The sequence below is a fragment of the Streptomyces sp. NPDC017943 genome, assembly GCF_044328425.1.
GTDB lineage: Bacteria > Actinomycetota > Actinomycetes > Streptomycetales > Streptomycetaceae > Streptomyces > Streptomyces djakartensis_A.
Map to the genome: position 1 here is coordinate 14978 of NZ_JBIRHH010000002.1, position 20747 is coordinate 35724.

General features: G+C 74.3%; 11 protein-coding genes. 3 read left to right on the forward strand and 8 right to left on the reverse strand.

Translation table 11 applies throughout. The features are described 5' to 3' along the window. Positions 1-6: 6 nt before the first annotated feature. The 5 genes from ACH4C6_RS05160 to ACH4C6_RS05180 are packed head-to-tail and all read right to left on the reverse strand — an operon-like array spanning position 7 to position 11068. Entirely contained in the window at positions 7-5586 is a 5580-nt protein-coding gene (locus ACH4C6_RS05160; protein WP_398107911.1) for an SDR family NAD(P)-dependent oxidoreductase, read from the reverse strand. A 38-nt stretch (positions 5587-5624) separates the two neighbouring features. After that, a complete protein-coding gene (locus tag ACH4C6_RS05165; RefSeq protein WP_398107141.1) occupies positions 5625-8822 on the reverse strand; it encodes a type I polyketide synthase in 3198 nt (1065 codons plus the stop codon). 43 nt (positions 8823-8865) lie between these two features. Then, complete coding sequence (locus ACH4C6_RS05170) at positions 8866-9603, reverse strand: thioesterase II family protein (protein WP_398107142.1); 738 nt, start codon at positions 9601-9603, stop codon at positions 8866-8868. Continuing rightward, complete coding sequence (locus ACH4C6_RS05175; RefSeq protein ID WP_398107143.1) at positions 9600-10850, reverse strand: cytochrome P450; 1251 nt, start codon at positions 10848-10850, stop codon at positions 9600-9602. The genes ACH4C6_RS05170 and ACH4C6_RS05175 overlap by 4 nt, the downstream gene beginning before the upstream one ends. Further along, on the reverse strand, positions 10847-11068 hold the full coding sequence (locus tag ACH4C6_RS05180; RefSeq protein WP_398107144.1) for a phosphopantetheine-binding protein: 222 nt from the start codon (positions 11066-11068) through the stop codon (positions 10847-10849). The genes ACH4C6_RS05175 and ACH4C6_RS05180 overlap by 4 nt, the downstream gene beginning before the upstream one ends. A 479-nt stretch (positions 11069-11547) precedes the next feature. On the opposite strand from ACH4C6_RS05180, the gene ACH4C6_RS05185 reads away from it, so the two are divergent. From ACH4C6_RS05185 to ACH4C6_RS05195, 3 genes are all read left to right on the forward strand, one after another. Beyond that, positions 11548-13050, forward strand: coding sequence for an FAD-dependent monooxygenase (locus tag ACH4C6_RS05185; RefSeq protein WP_398107912.1), 1503 nt, complete (start codon positions 11548-11550; stop codon positions 13048-13050). A gap of 132 nt (positions 13051-13182) precedes the next feature. Beyond that, complete coding sequence (locus tag ACH4C6_RS05190) at positions 13183-13680, forward strand: toxin-antitoxin system HicB family antitoxin (protein ID WP_398107145.1); 498 nt, start codon at positions 13183-13185, stop codon at positions 13678-13680. A 49-nt stretch (positions 13681-13729) separates the two neighbouring features. Further along, on the forward strand, positions 13730-14572 hold the full coding sequence (locus tag ACH4C6_RS05195; protein ID WP_398107146.1) for a DUF4097 family beta strand repeat-containing protein: 843 nt from the start codon (positions 13730-13732) through the stop codon (positions 14570-14572). A gap of 20 nt (positions 14573-14592) precedes the next feature. On the opposite strand, the gene ACH4C6_RS05200 is transcribed toward ACH4C6_RS05195, so the two are convergent. The 3 genes from ACH4C6_RS05200 to ACH4C6_RS05210 form a co-directional block, all read right to left on the reverse strand. Next, the gene (locus tag ACH4C6_RS05200; RefSeq protein ID WP_398107147.1) at positions 14593-15819 is read right to left on the reverse strand and encodes a cytochrome P450; all 1227 of its coding nucleotides are present in this window, start codon (positions 15817-15819) and stop codon (positions 14593-14595) included. A gap of 213 nt (positions 15820-16032) precedes the next feature. Continuing rightward, a complete protein-coding gene (locus ACH4C6_RS05205; protein WP_398107148.1) occupies positions 16033-16776 on the reverse strand; it encodes a thioesterase II family protein in 744 nt (247 codons plus the stop codon). 76 nt (positions 16777-16852) lie between these two features. After that, entirely contained in the window at positions 16853-20743 is a 3891-nt protein-coding gene (locus tag ACH4C6_RS05210) for an amino acid adenylation domain-containing protein (protein WP_398107149.1), read from the reverse strand. Positions 20744-20747 lie beyond the last annotated feature (4 nt).

A 20747-nucleotide genomic window follows, 5' to 3' on the forward strand; every position in this document is an offset into this window, starting at 1 on the left:
CTCTCCCTAGCCGAGTTCCTGGTCCAGCAGCGCGAGCAGTTCGCCCGCCGAGGCCGAACTGATCCGGTCGGTGATGCCGGCCGGTGCCGCGGCGCCCGCCAGTGAGCGGACGCGGCCCTGCAGTTCGCCCAGGAGCGTGGAGATGGTGCTCCGCTCCTCGGCGTCGAGTTCGAGGAAGGCGTCCTGGAGCCGGGCCCCGAGGCCCTCGATCTCCTGGGCCAGGTGGGCGGCCGGGGTCTGTGCCGCCGCGGGGTCGACGGGTGAGATCTGCTCGGTCAGGAACCGGGCGAGGGCGCCGGGGTTGGGGTGGTCGAACACGAGCGTGGCGGGCAGTTTCAGGCCGGTCGCCGCGGCCAGCTTGTTGCGCAGCTCCAGCGCGGTGAGCGAGTCGATGCCCAGTTCCCTGAAGGCCACCGCGGGGCCGATCCGCGTCGGGTCGGCGTGTCCGAGGACGGCGGCGGTCCGGGTGCGGACGGCGTCCAGCAGTGCTGCTTCGGCGTCGGCGGGCGGCAGCGACGCCAGGGCCGGGGCGAGTGGTCCGTCGGCGCCCGCCGCTTCGTCCCGCGGGGCGGCGGGCGTGCCGGTGAGGCCGCGCAGCAGCGGCGAGCCGAGGTGGCCGGTCCGGGCCGCCAGGTCCAGCCGTGCGGGTACGAGGACCGGCTCGCCGTGGGCCCGTAGGGCCGCGTCGAACAGGGCGAGGCCCTCCTGCGAGGACATCGGCAGCACGCCCTGGCGGTGCAGGCGCCCCAGGTCGGTGTCGTCGAGGTCGGCGCTCATCTCGCTGCGCTGCGCCCAGAAGCCCCAGCACAGCGCCGTCGCGGGCAGGTCGTCGGCGCGGCGGGCCTGGGCGAGGCCGTTGAGGAAGGCGTTGGCGGCGGCGTAGTTGGCCTGTCCGGCGGTGCCGAGGACGCTCGCGACCGAGGAGAACAGCACGAACGCGGACAGCGGCAGCTCCCGCGTCAGTTCGTGCAGGTTCCAGGCGCCGCGCACCTTCGGGGCGAGGACGGCGTCCAGCCGTGCGCCGGTCAGCGTCTCGACGACTCCGTCGTCCAGCACGCCGGCGCAGTGGACGACGGCGGTCAGCGGGTGCTCGGCGGGCACGGCGGCCAGCAGCGCGGCGACGGAGTCGCGGCTGGTGACGTCGCACGCGGCGATGTCGACCTGTGCGCCCGCGCCGGTCAGTTCGGCCGCGAGTGCGGCCGCCTGCGGTGCGGCCGGTCCCCGTCTGCTGGTCAGCAGCAGGCGGCGCACGCCGTGCCGCTCCACGAGGTGGCGGGCGAGCAGGGCGCCCAGGCCGCTGGTGCCGCCCGTGATCAGCACGGTCCCGGTGCCGAGGGCGGGCGCCTCGCCCGGGCGGTGGCCGTTGTCGGCGCGGGCCAGCCGGGGGGCGGCCGGGGCGCCTGCACGGAGGGTGAGTTGCTCCTCCCCGGTCGCCGTCAGCGCGGGCAGCAGGGCCCGGGACGCGGCGTGGTCGTCGCTGTCCACGAGCGTGAACCGGCCCGGGTTCTCGGTCTGCGCGCTGCGTACGAGTCCCCAGACGGCGGCCGCCGCCGGGTCGGGGCGCGGCGTGGCCGCGTCGGCGAACGCCCCCCGGGTGACGAGGACCAGCCGCGAGGCGGCGAAGCGGTCGTCGGTCAGCCACTGCCGGATCCAGTCGAGCACCTGGTGCAGGACGCGTTCGACGGCGGCGGGGGTGTCGGCGGTGCCGGGTGCCGTGCGGTCCACGGCGGCGATCACGACCGGGGGCACGGGACCGGCGGCGGCGAGGTCGCCGGGGCCGCCGAAGACGGCCGCGTCCGGCGCCGGGAGGGCGGGGCCGCCCAGTACGGCGTACGGGGTGCCGGCCGGTCCGGGCGGGGCGGGCACGGGCGCGAAGTCCGTGCGGAAGAGGGCGTCGTGGTGGTCGAAGCCCAGTGCCGTGAGCCGCCCGGCGTCGGCCGGACGCAGGGTCAGTGCGGTGATGCCGCCGACCGGGGCGCCGCGGTCGTCGGCGAGGGTCACGGACACCGTGTCGTCCCCCGCCGGTGCGAGCCGCACGCGCAGCGCGCCCGGCCGGGCGGAGCCGAGCCGGATGCCGGTGGCGCGGTGGGGCAGCCGGCCCTCGGACAGGCGGGTGCCGGCGCGCAGGTCCAGGCCGGCCGGGAGGAGCGCGGCGTGCAGCAGCGCCGGGTGGATGCGGAAGAGGTCCTGCCCGGTGGCGACGGCGGGCAGCTCGGCCCGTGCGAAAAGGGTGTCGCCCTGGCGCCACAGCTCCGTCAGGCCGCCGAACACGGGGCCGTGGCCGAAGCCGAGGGCGGTCAGGCGGGCGTGGACCTCGTCCGCGGGTACCGGGGAGGCGCCCGGCGGGGGCCAGGCGGTGAGGGGGTTGTCGCCGGGGGCCGAGGAGCCGCCGGCGGGATCCTCCGGGCCCGCCGTACCGACGGCGTTGCGTGTCCATGCGCTCTCGCCCCGGCCGCGTGAGTGCACGCTGACGCTGCCGGAGTCGTCGAGCACGACGCGGAGCTCCCGCTCGGCCGTGCGGGACAGCACCAGCGGTGTCTCCAGGGTGAGTTCGCCGACGGTGTCGTAGCCGGCCCGGTGCGCGGCCCAGGCCGCGAGCTCCACCACGACGGAGGCGGGCACCAGGTGGGTGCCGTGGACGAGGTGCTCCGCGAGCCAGGGCCGGCGCTCGAGCGACAGGCGCCCGGCGCCGGCCACTCCCCCGCGCCCGGCGCCGGCCACTCCGGCGTGCCCGGTGCCGGCGGGCAGGTCGACGACGGCGTCGAGCAGCGGGTGGTCCGAGGTGGCGTCGTGGGTGGCGTCCCGAGGGGTGTCCAGCCAGTAGCGCTGCCGCTGGAAGGCGTACGTGGGCAGCTCGGCCCAGCGGCCGTCCCGGTCGGGGAACGCCGCCTGCCACGCCACGTCGGCGCCCGCGACGAACGCCTCCGCGGCCGACCGGTGGAGCCGGGCGAGGCCGCCCTCGTCCCGGCGCAGGGAGCCGACCACGCATCCGGTGGCGCCGGGGGTGGTGTCGAACAGTTCCTGGATGGTCAGCACGAGCAGCGGGTGGGGGCTGAGTTCGACGACCGCGCTGTCCGGTTCCCGCTCGACCAGGCGCGCCATGGCGGCCGCGAACTGCACCGGCTCGCGCAGGTTGCGGTACCAGTAGGCCTCGTCCAGCGCCGTGGGGTCGATCAGGTCGCCGGTGACCGTGGAGTAGATCCGGACCGGTGTGGGCGCGGGGGTGATCCGGCCCAGCTGGTCGGGGAGCTGCTCGGCGAAGCGGTCCATCAGCGGGGAGTGGCCGGGCACGCTGGATTTGATCAGCCGTGCGCGGGCGCCCTCCGCCCGGCAGGCCTCGACCAGTTCCTCGACGGCCCCGTTCTCGCCGGAGACGGTCGTGGAGCGGGGCCCGTTCACCGCGGCGATGCCGATGCGGGAGGACTTCAGGCCGGCCAGGAGTTCCCGCACGCGCTGTTCGGGCAGCAGGATGCCGGCCATGCCGCCCTGGCCGGCGACGGTGGCCAGCAGCCGCGAGCGCAGGGCGACGATCCTCGCCGCGTCGTCGAGGGTGAGGGCCCCGGCGATGTGGGCGGCGGCGATCTCGCCCTGGGAGTGGCCGATCACCACGTCGGGGGTGACCCCCAGCGACTGCCACACGCGGGCCAGCGACACCATCACGGCGAACAGCACGGGCTGGACGACGTCGATGTCCTCCAGGTCGGCGGAGTCGGGTCCGCCGCACACGGTGTCGACGAGGGACCAGGACACGTACGGCGCGAGCGCCTCGGCGCAGACGCGCAGTTGCTCGGCGAAGACGGGGGAGGTCCGCCACAGCTCCCGGCCCATCGCGGTCCACTGCGCGCCCTGGCCGGGGAAGACGAACACCGTCGCGCCGACGGGCCGGGCGAGGCCGGACACCGCGGCGGCGGAGTCGGGTTCCTCGCCGTCGGCCACGGCGGCCAGCGCGGCGAGCAGTGCGTCACGGTCGGCGCCCACGATCACCTGCCGGTGCTCGAACAGCGAACGTGTCGTCACCAGCGCGTGACCCACGTCGAGCGGGTGCAGGGCGGGGTCGGCGGTGACGTGGTCGTGCAGTCGCCGCGCCTGCTCGCGCAGCGCCTGGGCGGATCGCGCCGACAGCACCCAGGGCACGGCCGGCGGCTCGGCGGCGGATCCGGGGGGCGCAGGGGTGCCGGCCGCACGGACGGGCTCGGGTGCCTGCTCCAGGATCAGATGCGCGTTGGTGCCGCTGATGCCGAAGGACGACACGCCCGCGCGCCGGGGCCGGTCCGCCGGCGTGGTCCACGGGCGGGCCTCGGTGAGCAGTTCCACCGCCCCGGCCGACCAGTCCACGTGCGTGGAGGGCCGGTCGACGTGCAGGGTGCGGGGCAGGACCCCGTGGCGCATCGCCATGGTCATCTTGATGATGCCGCCGACGCCGGCCGCCGCCTGTGTGTGGCCGATGTTGGACTTCAGCGAACCCAGCCACAGCGGGTGGTGCGGGTCGCGTTCCCGGCCGTAGGTGGCCAGCAGCGCCTCCGCCTCCAGCGGGTCGCCCAGCCGGGTGCCGGTGCCGTGCGCCTCGACCGCGTCCACGTCGGGGGCGGTCAGGCCGGCGTCGGCGAGGGCCGCCCGGACGACGCGCTGCTGCGCCAGGCCGTTGGGGGCGGTCAGGCCGTTGGAGGCGCCGTCCTGGTTGACCGCGGAGCCCCGGACGACCGCCCAGACGCGGCGGCCGTTGCGCAGCGCGTCGGAGAGCCGCTCCAGGACCAGCACGCCCGCGCCCTCGGAGAAGCCGGTGCCGTCGGCCGCGTCGGCGAACGCCTTGCACCGCCCGTCGGCCGACACGCCGCGCTGCCGGGACAGTTCGACGAACATCCCCGGGGTCGGCAGCGTCGACACACCCCCGGCGAGCGCCAGCGTGCACTCCCCCGACCGCAGCGAGCGCACGGCCTGGTGGACGGCGACGAGCGACGAGGAGCAGGCGGTGTCGACCGACACCGCCGGGCCCTCCAGCCCCAGGACGTAGGCCACCCGGCCCGAGACCACGCTGAGGTGCGTCCCGGTGAGGGTGAAGCCCTCCACCTCGCCGGCCGCGCCACCGCCCATGCGGGGGCCGTAGTCGACGCCGTAGACGCCGGTGAAGACCCCGGTCGAGGAACCGCGCAGGGCCGCCGGGTCGATGCCGGCCCGCTCCAGTGCCTCCCAGGAGGTCTCCAGCATCAGGCGCTGCTGGGGGTCCATCGCCAGCGCCTCGCGGGGGCTGATGCCGAAGAACTCCGCGTCGAAGTCGGGGAGTTCGTGCAGGAACCCGCCCGAGCGCGTGGAGGTCTTCCCGCGGGCCCCGGGGTCCGGGTCGTACAGCGCCTCGGTGTCCCAGCCGCGGTCGGAGGGGAAGTCGCCCATCGCGTCCACACCGCCGGACACCAGGTCCCACAGGTCCTCCGCGGAGGTCACCCCTCCGGGGAAGCGACACCCCACCCCCACGACCGCGACGGGCTCGTGCGCGGACTCCTCCAGCTCGCGCACGCGTTCGCGCAGTCGCTGCGCGTCGCCGACGGCGCGACGCAGATAGGACCGGAGCTTGTCGACATCCTCCACCAGGGCCTCCCCCTTGTCGGTTGCTGGGACGATCGGTGCTGCTACACGTATCCGCGGTCGATCAATGCGTAGAGATCGTCATCACTGCGGCCCTCCGGGTGTTCCTCGTGCGCCGGGCGCTGTGCCGGGGCGGCCGGCTGCGCGGGCCCGGGCTGTTGCGCGGGCCGTGGCTGCGGCGGTTCGGGCCGTGCCGGTGTCCGGAGGGAGAACAGGTGGCGGGCCAGCTCGCGCGGTGTGGGGTGGGTGAACGCGACGGTGGCCGGCAGCCGTACCCCGCAGGCCGCGGTGAGCCGGTTGCGCAGCGCCACGGCCATCGAGGAGTCGAAGCCCAGGGCCTTGAAGGTCTCGCTCCCCCGCGCCGCGAGATCGGCCTGCGTCAGCGGCGTCTCCGGGTCCTTGGCGGTCAGCAGTGCGGCCGTCTCGGCGCACACCAGCGCACGGACGGAGGTCTCCGAGGTCAGGTCCGGCCCTCCGGCGGGCGCGCCGGGCGCACCGGGGGTGGCGGTGGCGTCCGGCGCGGTCAGCCAGTACCGCTGCCGCTGGAAGGGGTAGGTGGGCAGGGCGACCCGGCGCGGGCGGGCCGCGTCGAACACCGTCCGCCAGCTCACCGGCACACCGCGCACGTGCAGTTCGGCCGCCGACGTGAGGACCTTGGCGGTGCCGCCGTCGTGCTTGCTCAGGGTGTGCACCACCAGGGGCGGGCGTTCCAGCGTGTCGGCGGTCTCCTCCATCGCCACCTGGAGCACGGGGTGCGGACTGACCTCCACGTACACCCCGCCGCGTTCGCGCATCAGGGCGGAGACGACCTCGCCGAACCGTACGGTCGAGCGCAGGTTGTCGTACCAGTACGCCTTGTCCAGCCGGCGGGTGTCGACGCGCCCCGCGGTGACCGTGGAGTGGAACTCCACCGGCGTCGGCCGCGGCGTGACGTGCGCGGCGGCGGCCAGCACCTCGTCGCGGATGCGCTCGACCTGGTGGGAGTGGGAGGCGTACCCGACCTTCATGCGGCGCACCCGCACGCCGTCGGCGGCGGCCTCGGCGGCGAACTCCTCCAGAGCCGGGAGGTCCCCGGAGACGACCACGGAGGCCGGCCCGTTGACGGTGGCCACGGACAGCCGCCCGGGCCACCGACTCAGCCGCCGGCCGACCTCGGCCAGGGGCGCGGCGACCGCGCTCATGCCGCCCAGGCCCGCCAGCGCGCCCAGGGTGCGGCTGCGCAGGGCGACCAGCCGGGCGGCGTCCTCCAGGTCGAGCGCGCCGGACGCGCAGGCGGCGGCGATCTCGCCCTGCGAGTGGCCCACCACCGTGTCGGGGACCACGTCCAGGGACCGCCACACCCGGGTCAGGGACACCATCATCGCGAACAGCGCCGGCTGCACCACGGTGTCCCGGCCCTCCAGCGGGGGCGCCGTCGGCGCGCCGGTGACCAGGTCCAGCAGCGACCAGTCGAGCCACGGCTCCAGCGCCCGGGCGCACTCGTCGATCGAGCGGGCGAAGACCGGCGATTCGGCGTACAGCTGCCGTCCCATGCCCAGCCATTGCGAGCCCTGGCCGGGGAAGACGAAGACGACCGGCCCGGTCGGGCCGTCGGCCACGCCGCGTACGGTGCGGGCGGCGGGTGCCGGTGCCGGGTCTCTGCCGTCGGCCAGCCGGGCGAGGCCGGACAGGGCCTCGTCGCGGCCGGATACGAGCAGCACGGCCCGATGGGCGAATGGCGTGCGTGTGATCAGCAGGGAGTGCCCGACGTCGGCCGCCGTCAGGGACGGGTCGCCCGCCACACGGTCGCGCAGCCGGGCCGCCTGCCGGCGCAGGGCCGCCTCGGAGCGGGCCGACAGCACCCAGGGCACCACGAGGGGGACGGCGCCCTCCGCACCGGGCGTCTCAACCGGACCGGTGGCCTCGGCCGGCGTGGCGGAGAACTCGGCCGGCGTGGCGGGGGGCTCGGCCGGCGCGGCGGGGGCCTGTTCGAGCAGGACGTGGGCGGTGGTGCCGCCCATGCCGACCGAGGTGACGCCCGCGCGCCGCGGCCGCTCGGGGGTGCCCGGCCAGGGGCGCGCGGTGCGCAGGACCTCGAAGTCGTCGTGGAAGTCGGGGACTTCGGGGTTCGGCGTGTCGAATCCCGGGTGCGGGACCAGGTGGGCGCGGTCCAGGCAGAGCGCGGCCTTCACGAAGCCGACGAGACCGGCGGCGGGCTCCAGGTGACCGACGTTCGCCTTCACCGAGCCGATCACCAGGGGGCGGTCGCGACCGGTGCGCCGCACGACCTGACGCAGACCGGCCAGCTCGGCCGGGTCGCCGCGCCGGGTGCCGGTGCCGTGCGCCTCGACGTAGTCGACGTCGTCGAAGTCGACGTTCGCACTGCGCAGGGCGGACAGCACGGCCGCCGCCTGCCCGGCGGGGCTGGGGTCGGGCATCCGGGAGGAGGCGCCGCCGCTGCCGACGCCCCAGCCGCGCACCACGGCGTAGACGTGGTCGCCGTCGGCGAGGGCCCGGTCCAGGCGCTTGAGCACGACGAACGCGCCGCCCTCGCCGCGCACGAAGCCGTTGGCCCGCGCGTCGAAGGGGTGGCAGCGCCCGTCGGGCGACAGTGCGCCCAGGTTGGCCAGGCCCAGCCCCGCCTCCGGGTCGGCGATGAGGTGCACGCCGCCGGCGAGCGCCGTGTCGACCGCGCCGCTGCGGATCCGTTCGCAGGTCAGTGCCAGGGACACGAGCGAGGAGGACTGGCCGGAGTCCGCGCACAGGCTCATGCCGCGCAGGTCGAACAGGTGGGAAATGCGGTTGGCGATCAGCGCGCCGCCGGAGCCGAGGACGGCGTAGTGGTCGTCCCGGTCGCTGCCGGTCAGCTTGCGCAGCAGGTCGTAGCCGGACGGGCCGGAGCCGATCACGACGTCGATCTCACGGCCCGCGAGCGCCGACGCGGGGACGCCCGCGTTCTCCACGGCCTCCCAGGCCAGTTCCAGGCCGAGGCGCTGCACGGGGTCCATGGCGGCCGCCTCCGCCGCGGACGTGCCGAAGAACTCGGCGTCGAAGCCGTCGACGGCGTCCAGGAACGACCCGGCCTCGACGAGGGCGGCGTCCGGGTGGGGTGTACGGCCGGGGAGGACCTCCCGGTGGCCGGGGAAGGTCCCGATGGTCGACCCGCCGTCGAGCAGCAGGTGCCAGAAGTCCTCGATGTCGCGCACTCCCGGGAAGCGGCACGACATCCCGATGACGGCGATGTCGGTGGCTGCGCCACTCATACGATGTCCTTCCGTTCCCTCGGTGTGGGGTGCTGCGGGGCGCTCATCGCCGGCGGGTCAGCACGTCGCGCAACTGGTCCGGCGCGTCCATGAAGTCGTAGTGGCCGCCGTCGACGGAGACGAACTCGACGCTGTCGGCGTAGTGGCGCCAGCCCTGGAGCCGGTCGAGGCCGACGTCGGGGTCGTCGCGCCAGTGCAGGACGACGACGGGGCAGGGCACGGGAACCGGCTCGGTGCGCCGGTAGGCGGCCGCGGCAGCGTGGTCGCGCAGCAGCACCATCAGGCCCAGGTCGATCATGTCCGGCCGCGGCTCGATGCCCCGGCCGCGCAGGAACGTCTCCACCTCGGCGCGCAGTCCGGCCTCGGTCAGCGACAGCATCCGGTCGCCGGCGGCGTCGTGCGGCGCGGGCTGGCCGGAGACGAACAGGCAGGCGGGCGCGGGCAGTCCGGCGGCGGCGAGCTTCAGGACGGTCTCGTAGGCGGGCAGCGCGCCCGCGCAGTGCCCGAAGAGCGCGTACGGCTGGTGCAGATACGGTCGCAGCGCCTCGGCGAGGCCGGCGGCGAGGTTGTCGTAGGTGCCGTAGTGCGGGTGGGCCAGCCGGTTCTCGCGGCCGGGGAACTGCACCGGGCAGAACTCGGCGTCCCCGAGCGTGGCCGGCCAGGCGCTGAAGGCGGAGGCCCCGGACCCGGCGAAGGGCAGGCCGAAGATCCGGGCGGGGTGGCCGGGGGCCGGCGGCCGGACGAACCACGGCGAGGCGACGGTGGTGGGGCCGGGGGTCATGGCGTGTGCCGTTTCTGGGCGGTGATGGGCAGGTGGGTCATTCCGGCGATGAAGTACGACCGCAGGTGCTGCGGTTCGCCGGCGAGCTCGATCGAGCCGAAGAGCCGGAGCAGTTCCTCGAAGAAGACGCGCAGGGTGAGCCGGGCGAGCGGCGCCCCGATGCAGAAGTGCGGCCCGAAGCCGAAGGCGGCCTGGCGCTTGGCGTTGGCGCGGGTGATGTCGAAGGTGTGCGGATCGGGGAACTGGGCGGGGTCCCGGTTGGCGGAGCCGATCCAGGCGACGACCGCCCCGCGGGCCGGGATCGTGCCCCCGGCGATCTCGACGTCGTCGACCGCGTACCGCATGAAGTTGCACGCGGCAGAGGTCCAGCGCAGCCCCTCCTCGACGAGGTTGGGGATCAGCGTCGGGTCGGCCTGGGCCTTGTCGAACTGCTCGGGCCGTTCGATGAGGGCGTGCACCGTCCCGGAGACGGTGTGCGGGGTGGTGACGTTGGCGCCCAGCAGGATGCTGTAGCCGTCGAGGGCGATCTCCTCGTCGGACAGGGGCGCGCCGCCGGGGCGGACGTTCATCAGGTGGTGCAGGAGGCTGTCGTCCTCGAAGCCGGACGCGCGCCGCGTGCGGACCCACTCGCGGACGTAGGTGACGAGTTCGTGGTGGGCGATGGCGAGGGTTGCGGCCTCGCCGCCGGTCAGGAAGTGCGGGTCGGAGGGGGCCGTCACCATCGCGGTGAGCTGGACGAGTTCGGCCCAGTCCCGCTCGGGGATGCCGAGCAGCGGACCGGTGACCATGGCGGGCAGGAGCAGGGCCTGCTCGGCCAGGTCGAAGGGCTCGCCGTCCAGGGCCGGTTCCAGGAAGCGGACGATCGTGCCCCGGATGGAGTCCTCCCAGGACCGCACCGCCCGCGCGGTGAGCTTGGAACCGAGCGGGCGGCGGACCTCGGTGTGCCGCGGCGGGTCGGTGGAGGTCAGCAGCACACCGGCCGCGACGTCGTCCGTGCCCAGGTGGGTGGGGACCGTACCGCGCTCGGAGGTGAAGGCACGGTGGTCGCCGAGGACGCGGCAGACGTCCTCGAAGCGGGTCACCGACCAGAACTCCCGTCCGTCGGGCAGGACTTGGTGGTGCAGCGGGGCTCTGTCGCGCAGGACGTCCCAGACGGGGTGCGGGTCGCCCTCGGTGTACAGGTCCAGGTCGAACAGGTCGACGTGGTCGAGGTCGATCTCGCGTGCGGGGCCCGGCGTCAGTCTCACGTCCCCGCCCTCCCCTGCTCGATCAGCTCGGCGACCCGGGTGGGGGTGCCCGCGAGGTAGAAGTCGCGTACGGAGAGCCGGACGCCGTGGTCCTGCGTCACCCGCTCGATGATCTTGATGCCGGTGAGCGAGTTCCCGCCCAGGGCGAAGAAGTCGTCCTGGGCCCCCACCTCGCGGCCACCCAGGCATTCCCCCCACAGTGCTGCGATTTCCTGCACCAGGGAAACCGGGGCATTCGAAGACGCGGCTTGCTGCTCCATTGCCATTTCCTTCCTCCGCCGAACTCTTTTCCGCTGTCCCGCCGGCGAGACGAAATCCGGGACGGGCCGGGTGAATGGCCGGATCGAGTGTCGCCCAGCCGCGGGGCCGTTCCCACCGGGCCGGTGCCCCGCCGGTTCGCTGCGGCCGGTGGGGTTGAGGACGCCGCGGCGCACCCGCAGGCTGACACCCCCGGACCGGTCGCACCCAGAGAAATGTCCCGCCGGCGGGACCGGACGGACGGAAAGTGCCGAGGCACCTCGCGGCGTACCGGAAACCCGCTGGACACGCGGTGGAAAAGCAGCGGGACAGCAGCGGGAAAGAAGCGGGACAGCAAGGGACACGCAGGGAAAAGCGACGGACCGGCGACGGAAACCGCGGGCGGAAGCCTGCCCGCGGACAACGCGAAAAGGGGGCGGACGACGTGGAGAACACCGGCATGGACGCGGACGTGGTCATCGCGGGCGCGGGGCCGACCGGCCTGATGCTCGCCTGTGAACTGCGCCTGGCAGGGGCTGACGTGGTGGTGGCCGAGCAGCTCGCGCAGCGCACGGGTGAGTCGCGTGCCGGCGGCATCCACTCGCGCACCTTGGAGGTGCTCGACCAACGCGGCGTGCTGGACCGCTTCCTGGCCGAGGGCGCACTGCAGCCGGTGGGCCACTTCTCGGGGCTCTACGTGGACTTCGACGAGTCCGAGTCCCGCCACCCGTATCCACTGATGATCCTCCAGTCCGCCGTCGAACGGCTGCTGGAGGAGTGGGCGGGCGAGCTGGGTGTGCGCATGCGCTGGTCCTCCCCGGTCTCCGGCGTGCGCCAGGACGACGGCGGTGTGACGGTCCGCCTGGGCGGCCAGGACGCGCCCGGCACCACCGTGCGCGCCCGCTACCTGGTGGGGTGCGACGGCGGGCGCAGCACCGTACGCAAGCTGGCCGGTATCGACTTCCCCGGCACCGAGCCGACGATGACCGCGCTGATCGGCGACGTCGAACTCCCCGAGCTGCCCGAGGACTACGTGTGGGTGCGGCGCCGGCCGGCCGGCGACTACTCGGCGATCGCCTTCGAGCCCGGCTGGTACCGGGTGATCACCTCCGAGTACGACCGCGGGCCCGGCCGCGACGAGCCGGTGACGTTCGAGCAGTTGCGGCAGTCGCTGATCAGGGTGGCGGGCACCGACTTCGGTATGCGCAACCCCCGTTGGGTCTCCCGTTTCACCGACGCCGCCCGGCAGGCGGCCCGCTACCGCTCGGGCCGGGTGCTGCTCGCGGGCGACGCGGCGCACATCCACTTCCCCGCCGGCGGCCAGGGGCTGAACACGGGCGTGCAGGACGCGGTGAACCTCGGCTGGAAACTGGGGGCGGTGTTGCGCGGCCAGGCGCCGGAGAGCCTGCTGGACAGCTACCACGCCGAGCGCCACCCGGTCGGCGAACGCGTGCTGCACAACACCCGTGCCCAGTCGGCGCTGGTGCGTCCCGGCGCCCAGACGGACGCGCTGCGGGAGGTGTTCGGCGCGCTCATGGTCTTCGACGACGTCAACCGGCATCTGCGTCACCTGCTCAACGCGCTCGACATCCGCTACCCGGCCGGCGGTGACCACCCGCTGGAGGGCCGCCGGGTCCCGGACGCCGACCTCGCCGCCGGCGACGGGCCGTCCCGCGTCCACGGGCTGCTGCACGCCGCCCGGCCCGTCCTGCTCGACCTGCGCGGCAGCACCGAGGTGGCGGCGGTCGTCAAGGGGTGGGCCGACCGCGTGGACCTGGTGGAGGCGCGCAGCGAGGAGACGCACTGGACCGTCCCGGGCATCGGGGAGATCGACGCGCCGGACGCCCTCCTGATACGCCCCGACGGCCACGTCGCCTGGGCAGCGGGTCCCGATCGCGAACCGGACCCGTCCGCGCTGCGTACGGCTCTGGCCACCTGGTTCGGCCCGTCCCTGCGCGGCTGAACAGCGTACGCATGGCGTACCTGCGGAGTACTTCCGGCGTACGTCACCCACATGACTCGGAAGGCGCCCTGTGGGGCCTCGTCGCAGCTCACGCGCTTGCACCTGGCACCACGGCGGTGCCACCATGACGTCATGGACCTCTCGCCGTACGTCGACACCCTCCGCCGTGAGCTCGCGGTGGCCGCCGAGGCCGGCGGGGAGGAGGCCCGGGAGCTGGCCATGCGGCTCGCCGCGCCCCTGGAGTCGGCAGCCCGGCTGGCCATGCTCGGCGTGCTGTCCGCCGCGATGGACGAGGTGACCCGCGAACTCGCCCCCGGCTCCGTGGACGTGCGGCTGCGCGGACTCGATCCGGACTTCGTGGTGACTCCGCCGCCCGCGGACGTGCCCGCGGATCCGGCCGCGTCGCCGGCCGTTCCGCCTGTGGGCGACGAGGGAGGCACCGCCCGTATCAACCTCCGCCTGCCCGCCCACCTCAAGGCCCGCGCCGAGGAGGCGGCGTCCCGCGAGGGCCTGTCGGTCAACGCCTGGCTTGTGCGTGCCGTGTCGGCCGCGGTGGACGGTGGCGTGCGGCCGCGCACGGCGGACCGGTCACGCACCGTCGGGCAGAGCTTCACGGGCTGGGTGCGCTGAGCGCGTCCGCAGCCCGCCACGTCACCCACCCCCACCAGACGGGACGGCCATGCCCACCTTCGACACCCTCGAGGCGATCTCCGTCACCGCGCGCGTGGAGGCCGGGTCGATCCAGTTCGCCGCGGGGCTGCGCGCCGACACGGTCGTCGAGGTGCGGCCCCGTGATCCGGAGAAGGACCTGGACGTCCGCACGGCCGCCCAGACGGAAGTCGTCCTGGTGGACGGCCTGCTGACGGTCCGCACTCCCAAGTCCGGCCTGTTCGGCCGTACCGGCACCGTGGACGTGACCGTCGCACTGCCGGTGGGTTCGCACATCGACCTGACCGGCGCCTGGACCCAGGTGTTCGGCGAGGGCCGGCTCGGCGAGGTGAAGGTGAGGACCTCCTCCGGCGACGTCCGTCTGGACGCCACCGGCGCGCTGACCGTCACGGCCTCCCACGGCTCGGTCACCGTCGAACGTGTCGAAGGGGCGGCCGGGATCAGCACCAGCTCGGGCAGTGTGCGCGCGGGGCTGCTGGACGGTCCCGCCGTCGTGAAGAACGCCCACGGCACGACCACCGTCGGTGCCGCCACCGGCGAGCTGCGCGTCAGCGGCGCACACGGCGACATCGACATCGCCCGCGCCGAGGACTCGGTGACCGCGACCACCGCGCACGGCACCGTCCGCCTGGGCGAGGTGGCGCGCGGCACCGTCCGGCTGGAGACGGGCACCGGCGCCATCGAGGTGGGCGTCCGGGCGGGCACGGCGGCCTGGCTCGACGCGCGCTCCGGCTCCGGGCAGGTGCGCAACACCCTCACCGCCTCCGGGGCGCCGGACGGCTGCGAGGACACGGTCACGATCCGCGCGCGCTCCCGCCACGGCACCATCGACGTGCACCGCGCCCGGCCCTGACCGCGGCCGGGCCGGGCCGCTCAGGGCGCGGTCCGGGTCCAGGTGACCGGCAGGGCGTGGACTCCGTAGATGTTCATGTCGGTCCTCAGCGGCACCTCCCGTGCCGGGACGGCGAGTTGCAGCGTCGGGAAGCGGCGCAGCAGTCCGGCGAAGCCGGCGTGCATCTCGATGCGGCCCAGTTGCCGGCCCAGGCACTGGTGGACGCCGTGGCCGAAGGCCAGGTGCCCGCGGGCCTTGCGGCGCACGTCGAGGGTGTCGGGGTTCTCGAAGCGGCGGGGGTCGCGATTGGCGGCCAGCAGGGAGACCACGACGGTGGCTCCGGCGCCGACGGTCTCACCGCCGAGCTCGATGTCCTCGGTGGCGTAGCGGTAGAAGATGTCGGCGACGGACAGGTAGCGCATGAGTTCCTCGACGGCGTCGGGCATCAAGTCCGGCTCCGCGCGCAGGGCGGCGGCCTGGTCCGGGTGCTCCAGCAGCGCGAAGGTGCCCAGCGCGAGCTGGTTGACGGTGGTCTCGTGGCCGGCGAGCAGCAACAGGAAGGCGCAGCCGGTCAGTTCCTCGACGGTGAGGTCGTCCTGGCGGGCCAGGTCGGACAGGATGTCGTCGCCGGGGTCGGCGCGCTTGCGCACGACCAGGTCGGCGAGGTACCCGGTCAGGGCGCCGTACGCGGCCATCTTCGCGTCGAGCTCCTGGTCGCGGACGAGGAACGCGGCGGTGTTGCTCTGGAAGGTGGCCCGGTCCGCGTAGGGGACGCCGAGCAGTTCGCAGATGACCAGCGAGGGCACCGGCAGCGCGAACTGCTCGACCAGGTCGACCGGCGGGGTCCGTCGCGCCAGGGTCTCCAGCTGCCGCTCGGCGATGTCGGTGATGTGCTCTCGCAGCTCCTTCATCCGCCGGGCGGTGAAGGCACCGGTGAGCCTGCGCCGCAGCCGGGTGTGGTCCGGCGGGTCCATGGCGATGAACATGCCCGGGATCTGCGGGGAGGGTTCGGTGGGCACGGGCATGCCGGGGACCTCGTAGGGCACGTGCAGCACGCCGAGGTCCTGGCGGGAGCTGAACCGGTTGTCGGCCAGGAGCCGGCGGGCCTCGTCGTAGCCGGTGACCAGCCAGCCCTCGTGGCCGTCGGGGAAGCGCAGCGGGCTGACCGGCCGGGCCGCGCGCAGCCGGGTGAGGGCGCGGGGCGGGTCGAAGGGACCCGCGTCCCGCTCCATGGGCAGGCCGTCGGGAACGGGAACCGTCTGGCTCATCGGGTTTCCTCTCGCAGCACGGCAGGGTCACCGGCCGGAGCCGGTGACTCCACCATGGCACACCCGTGATGCCATACCGAGCCATTCTGGCCCCACAGCTCTCCGTGCGACGGCCGCGCGCGCGGGGTCGCCGCGCGTGAAGCAGCAGGCCGAACGGGGATCCGGCCCGCCCGGCGACATGTCCTGATGTCGCCGGGGGCTCCGTGCGTCCGGTCAGGGGCCCGCCGGGGCGCTGACACGGCGCTCGGCCGCACACTGCGCCTCGATCACGTCCAGGACCTGCGGGCCCAGGTCGACCAGGTACATGTGGTCTCCCGGCAGCTCCGCGTAGGTGAAGGCGGCCGTGGTGGCCGCCTGCCACCGGCGGGCCTCCTGTGCGGAGACCAGGCCGTCGTGGTCACCGCGCAGCGCGGTGATCGGCACGGACAGCGGCTCGTCGCTGCCGGGCACGTACGCCTCGTGCATCTCGCAGTCGGCCTGGAGCGTGGGCAGGATCAGTTCCCGCATCTCGGGGTGGTCCAGGGCCTCGTGGCGGAAGCCCGCGAACTCCTCGACGCGGGCGAGGAACTCGTCGCCCCGCAGTCCGGCCGCGCGCCGTTCGCGCTGCGTCCACGGGTCCGGCGAGCCGCTGACGACCAGCCGCTCGACGGGCACACCACGTGCGGTCAGCAGGTGGGCCAGCTCGTAGGCGAGCACCGCGCCCAGACTGTGCCCGAACAGCACGGCCGGTGTCCCCTCGCCCAGGTCGGCGACCACACCGTCGATCTCGCCGCGGGCCGCCTCGACGACGTTGCGGTACGGCGTCTCCAGCAACCGCCGCTCCCGTCCCGGCAGTTCCACCGAGGTGACCCGCCAGCGGCCGGCCGCCAGGGCCTGCCACGGGTGGAAGAACGACGGCCCCGCGCCCGCGAACGGCACGCACAGCAGCGCGGTCCCGTCCCCGTGGCCCGCGGACACTCCGGGTTCCCTCACTCCGACCAACTCCCGTCACTCTTGTGTTCGCTCATTGAAGGGGGGTGTAGGCGGCCCGTCGCTACGCCAGCTTGGGGTGCAGGACCTCGAACATCTCCGCCACGGGTCCGGGCATGTGCATCTCGTGGTGGGTGACCGCCACGTCGTGCACCTCCAAGGTGCCCTGCACGTGGGGGCGCCACAGGTGCGCGTACGAGGTGTCCTCGAGGGTGGCGTTGAAATACACCACGTCGCCGCGGTAGACGGGCGACTCGAAGTCCATCATCAGGGCCGTGTTGTTGGCCAGGATCCTCGACATGGTGTCCAGCAGCTGCCGGCGGTTGCCCGTGCGGATGTACTGGCTGAAGTCGTCCTCCAGCTCCGCCCGGAAATCCTCGGAGTCCTTGCCGGCGTGCACCTGCTCGAAGCCGTGCCCGCCCGGCTGGGCGTCCAGGACGGCCACCAGGGCGACCTGATGGCCGCGCCGGTCCAGGGCGTCGGCCACGGCCTGGACGACGGAGCCGCCGTAGGACCAGCCGATCAGGTTGAACGGGCCCTCCGGCTGGATCTCGAGGATCCGGGCGACGTAGTCCTCGACCATCTCCTGCACGGAGCCGGCCGGCTCCTCCACGCCGTCGCTCCCGCGGGACTGCAGCGCGTAGGCGGGCCGGTCCTGAAGGTGCAGCACGAAGCTGTAGTACGCCCAGCCCAGGCCGCCGCCCCCGTGGAAGAACCACACCGGCTTCTTGCCCGTGCCGGGGTCGTCGTTCAGCGGCAGGACCACCGCGAAGGAGTCGGCGCCGTCGTCGGGGATGCCGCCGGCCAGCATCAGCGCGGCCAGTTCGGCCACCGTGGGGTAGCGGATGATCGTCCGGATGGGGATGTCGATGTCGAACCGGTCGCGGATGCGGACGCTGAGCCGGGTGGCCAGCAGCGAGTGCCCGCCCAGGGCGAAGAAGCCGTCGTCGACGCCGACCCGGTCGAGGCCGAGCAGTTCGGCGAACAGGTCGCACAGCGCGCGCTCGTAGGCGTTGCGCGGTGGCCGTCCGGCGGCGGTCACCGACGTGTCCTCGGTGGGCAGGGCCCGCTTGTCGAGCTTGCCGTTGGAGGTCAGCGGGACGTCCGCCAGCGGGATCACCGTGGAGGGCACCATGTAGTCGGGCAGGCGGGTGCGCAGGTACCGCGTCAGCTCCTCGCCGGTCACGGCGGCCCCGGACTCGGGCACGGCATAGCCGACCAGGCGCTTGTCGCCGTCGGGGAGTTCGCGGACCACGACCACCGCCTGCGCCACGTCCGGGTGGGCGGCCAGCGCGTGCTCGATCTCGCCCGGCTCGATGCGGAAGCCGCGGATCTTCACCTGGGAGTCGGCCCGGCCGACGTAGCGCACGTGGCCGTCGCGGCCCCGGCGCACCAGGTCGCCGCTGCGGTACATCCGCTCCCCCGGCTCGCCGAAGGGGCAGGCCACGAACCGTCCGGCGGTCAGGCCCGGCCGGCCGTGGTACCCGCGGGCCAGTCCGTAGCCGGCCACGTACAGTTCGCCGGTCACGCCGGCGGGCACCGGGCGCAGGTGGGCGTCCAGCACGTACGCGCGCAGGCCCGGCACGGCCGGGCCGATCACGCCCGCCCCGTGGCGCGCGGCGCAGTGCTCGTCCAGGTCGAAGCGGGTGACGTGCACGGTGGTCTCGGTGATGCCGTACATGTTGACCAGCACCGGCGCGTCGGAGGCGTGGCGCGTGTACCAGTCGGTGAGGCGGCCGACGTCCAGGGCCTCGCCGCCGAACACCACGTAGCGCAGCGCCAGGTCCCGGCCGGGGGTGTCGGCGTCGGCCTGGGCGAGCTGGTGGAAGGCCGAGGGAGTCTGGTTGAGGACCGTGACCCGCTCGCGGGCGAGGAGGTCCAGGAACTCGGCCGGGGAGCGGGAGACGTCGTAGGGCACCACGACCAGGCGTCCGCCGTGCAGCAGCGGCCCCCACAGCTCCCACACCGAGAAGTCGAAGGCGTAGGAGTGGAACAGGGTCCACACGTCGTCGGCGCCGAAGCCGAAGTCGCGAGTGGCGGTGAACAGCCCGACGACGTTGCGGTGCGGGACCGGCACACCCTTGGGGCGGCCGGTGGAGCCGGAGGTGTAGATGACGTACGCCGGGTGCGCGGGGCGCAGGGCGGTGCGGCGCTCGGCGTCGGCGAGGTCGGCGGCGGACTCGCCGTCGAAGGCCCCGGCGTCGTCGAGGTGGACCAGGGGGAGGTCGTGGGCGAAGTCCTGTGCGGCGTCGGTGCCGTCGGTGGTGAGCAGCAGGACGGGGGCCGCGTCCGCGACGATGTGGGCGATGCGGTCGGCCGGGGAGTCCGGGTCGATCGGCAGGTAGGCGCCGCCCGCCTTGAGCACCGCCAGCAGCGCGACGACCAGCTGCGCGGAGCGCTCCAGGCAGACCCCGACCAGGGACTCCGGGCCCACGCCCCGGGCGAGCAGGTGCCGGGCGAGCCGGTTGGCGCGGGCGTTCAGCTCCCCGTAGGTGAGGGCGGTGTCCTCGAAGACGACGGCCGTCTCACCGGGGCGCTGTGCGGCCTGGCGCTCGAACAGCTCGACCAGGGTGACCTCTTCCACCGGGTCGCCGTCGGCGTGGACCTCGACCAGCAGCCGCTCGCGCTCGGCCGCGTCGAGCACGTCGACGTCGCCGACGCGCAGGTCCGGGTCGGCGGCGAACTGCCGCAGCACCCGCACCAGCCGGGCGGAGATCTCCTCGGCGGTGCTCCGGTCGAACAATTCGGTGGCGTACTGCAGGTCCCCGCGCAGCGCGCCCGCGGCGTCGACGGCGAGGAAGAACGTCAGGTCGACCATGGCGGTCGCGGGGATGGCCTGCTCGAAGCGCATCTCCAGGCCGGGCAGGGCGAGGTCGGGCTTGTCGTAGCTCTGCCAAGAGAAGATCACCTGGAACAGGGGCTGGTAGGCGGCGGAGCGCTCGGGGTTGATCGTCTCGACCACCACGTCGAACGGCACGTCCTGGTGCTCGTAGGCGTTCAGCGCCTTGTCGCGCACCTGCGCCAGCAGGTCGGTGAAGCGCGGGTTGCCGGACAGGTCGGTGCGCAGGACCTGGGTGTTGACGAAGCATCCGATCATGTCGGTCAGCGCCTCGTCGGTGCGTCCGGCGATGGGCGAGCCGATCGTCACGTCCTCGCCGCCGCCGAGCTTGCCGAGCAGCACCGCCAGCGCGGACTGCACGACCATCGACAGGCTCATCCCGCGCTCGTCGGCGAGCCGCTGGAGCCCGGCCGCCACCTCGCGCGGCGCCTCGATGGCGACCGTGTCGCCGTCCGTGCCGGCCTCCGCGGGCCGCGGGCGGTCCAGGGGCAGGTCGAGGGGCTGCGGCACACCCGCCAGTTCCTTGCGCCAGTACTCGATCTGCGCCGCAGCGAGACTGCCCGGGTCGCTCACGTCCCCGAGGACCTCCCGCTGCCACAGCGCGTAGTCCTTGTACTGGAGCGGCAGCGGCTCCCAGGCCGGGGCCCGGCCGTCCCGGCGCGCGGTGTAGGCCGCCACCAGGTCCCGCATGAGCGGGGCGCTGGAGCTGCCGTCGGAGGCGATGTGGTGGATGACCAGGACGAGGACGTGTTCCGTCGGCGAGCGGCGCAACAGGGCGGCCCGGAAGGGCAGTTCGGACGTCAGATCGAAGCGGTGCGCGACGGCTTCCTCGATCCGGGCGGTCAGTTCCGCGGCGGTGACCTCGCTCACCGGCACCCGCAGGGGTGCCTCGTCCGTCGGGTGGATCCGGGCGTACGGCTCACCGGTGTCGTCGGTGCCGTAGGTGGTGCGCAGGATCTCGTGCCGCCCGACCACGTCGTGGAGCGCCGCGACCAGGGCGTCCTGGTCCAGGATGCCGGTCAGCCGGAACGCCGCCGATATGTTGTAGGTCGCCGCTCCCCGCTCGAGTCTGTGCAGCAGCCACATGCGGCGTTGGGCAAAGGACAGCGGAATCATCGCT

Excerpts from the sequence above, each read along its gene's own strand:
- ACH4C6_RS05165 (WP_398107141.1), bottom strand. The coding sequence starts at position 8,822 with ATGAGTGGCGCAGCCACCGACATCGCCGTCATCGGGATGTCGTGCCGC.
- ACH4C6_RS05170 (WP_398107142.1), bottom strand. The coding sequence starts at position 9,603 with ATGACCCCCGGCCCCACCACCGTCGCCTCGCCGTGGTTCGTCCGGCCG.
- ACH4C6_RS05185 (WP_398107912.1), top strand. The coding sequence starts at position 11,548 with ATGGACGCGGACGTGGTCATCGCGGGCGCGGGGCCGACCGGCCTGATG.
- ACH4C6_RS05190 (WP_398107145.1), top strand. The coding sequence starts at position 13,183 with ATGGACCTCTCGCCGTACGTCGACACCCTCCGCCGTGAGCTCGCGGTG.
- ACH4C6_RS05195 (WP_398107146.1), top strand. The coding sequence starts at position 13,730 with ATGCCCACCTTCGACACCCTCGAGGCGATCTCCGTCACCGCGCGCGTG.
- ACH4C6_RS05200 (WP_398107147.1), bottom strand. The coding sequence starts at position 15,819 with ATGAGCCAGACGGTTCCCGTTCCCGACGGCCTGCCCATGGAGCGGGAC.
- ACH4C6_RS05210 (WP_398107149.1), bottom strand. The coding sequence starts at position 20,743 with ATGATTCCGCTGTCCTTTGCCCAACGCCGCATGTGGCTGCTGCACAGA.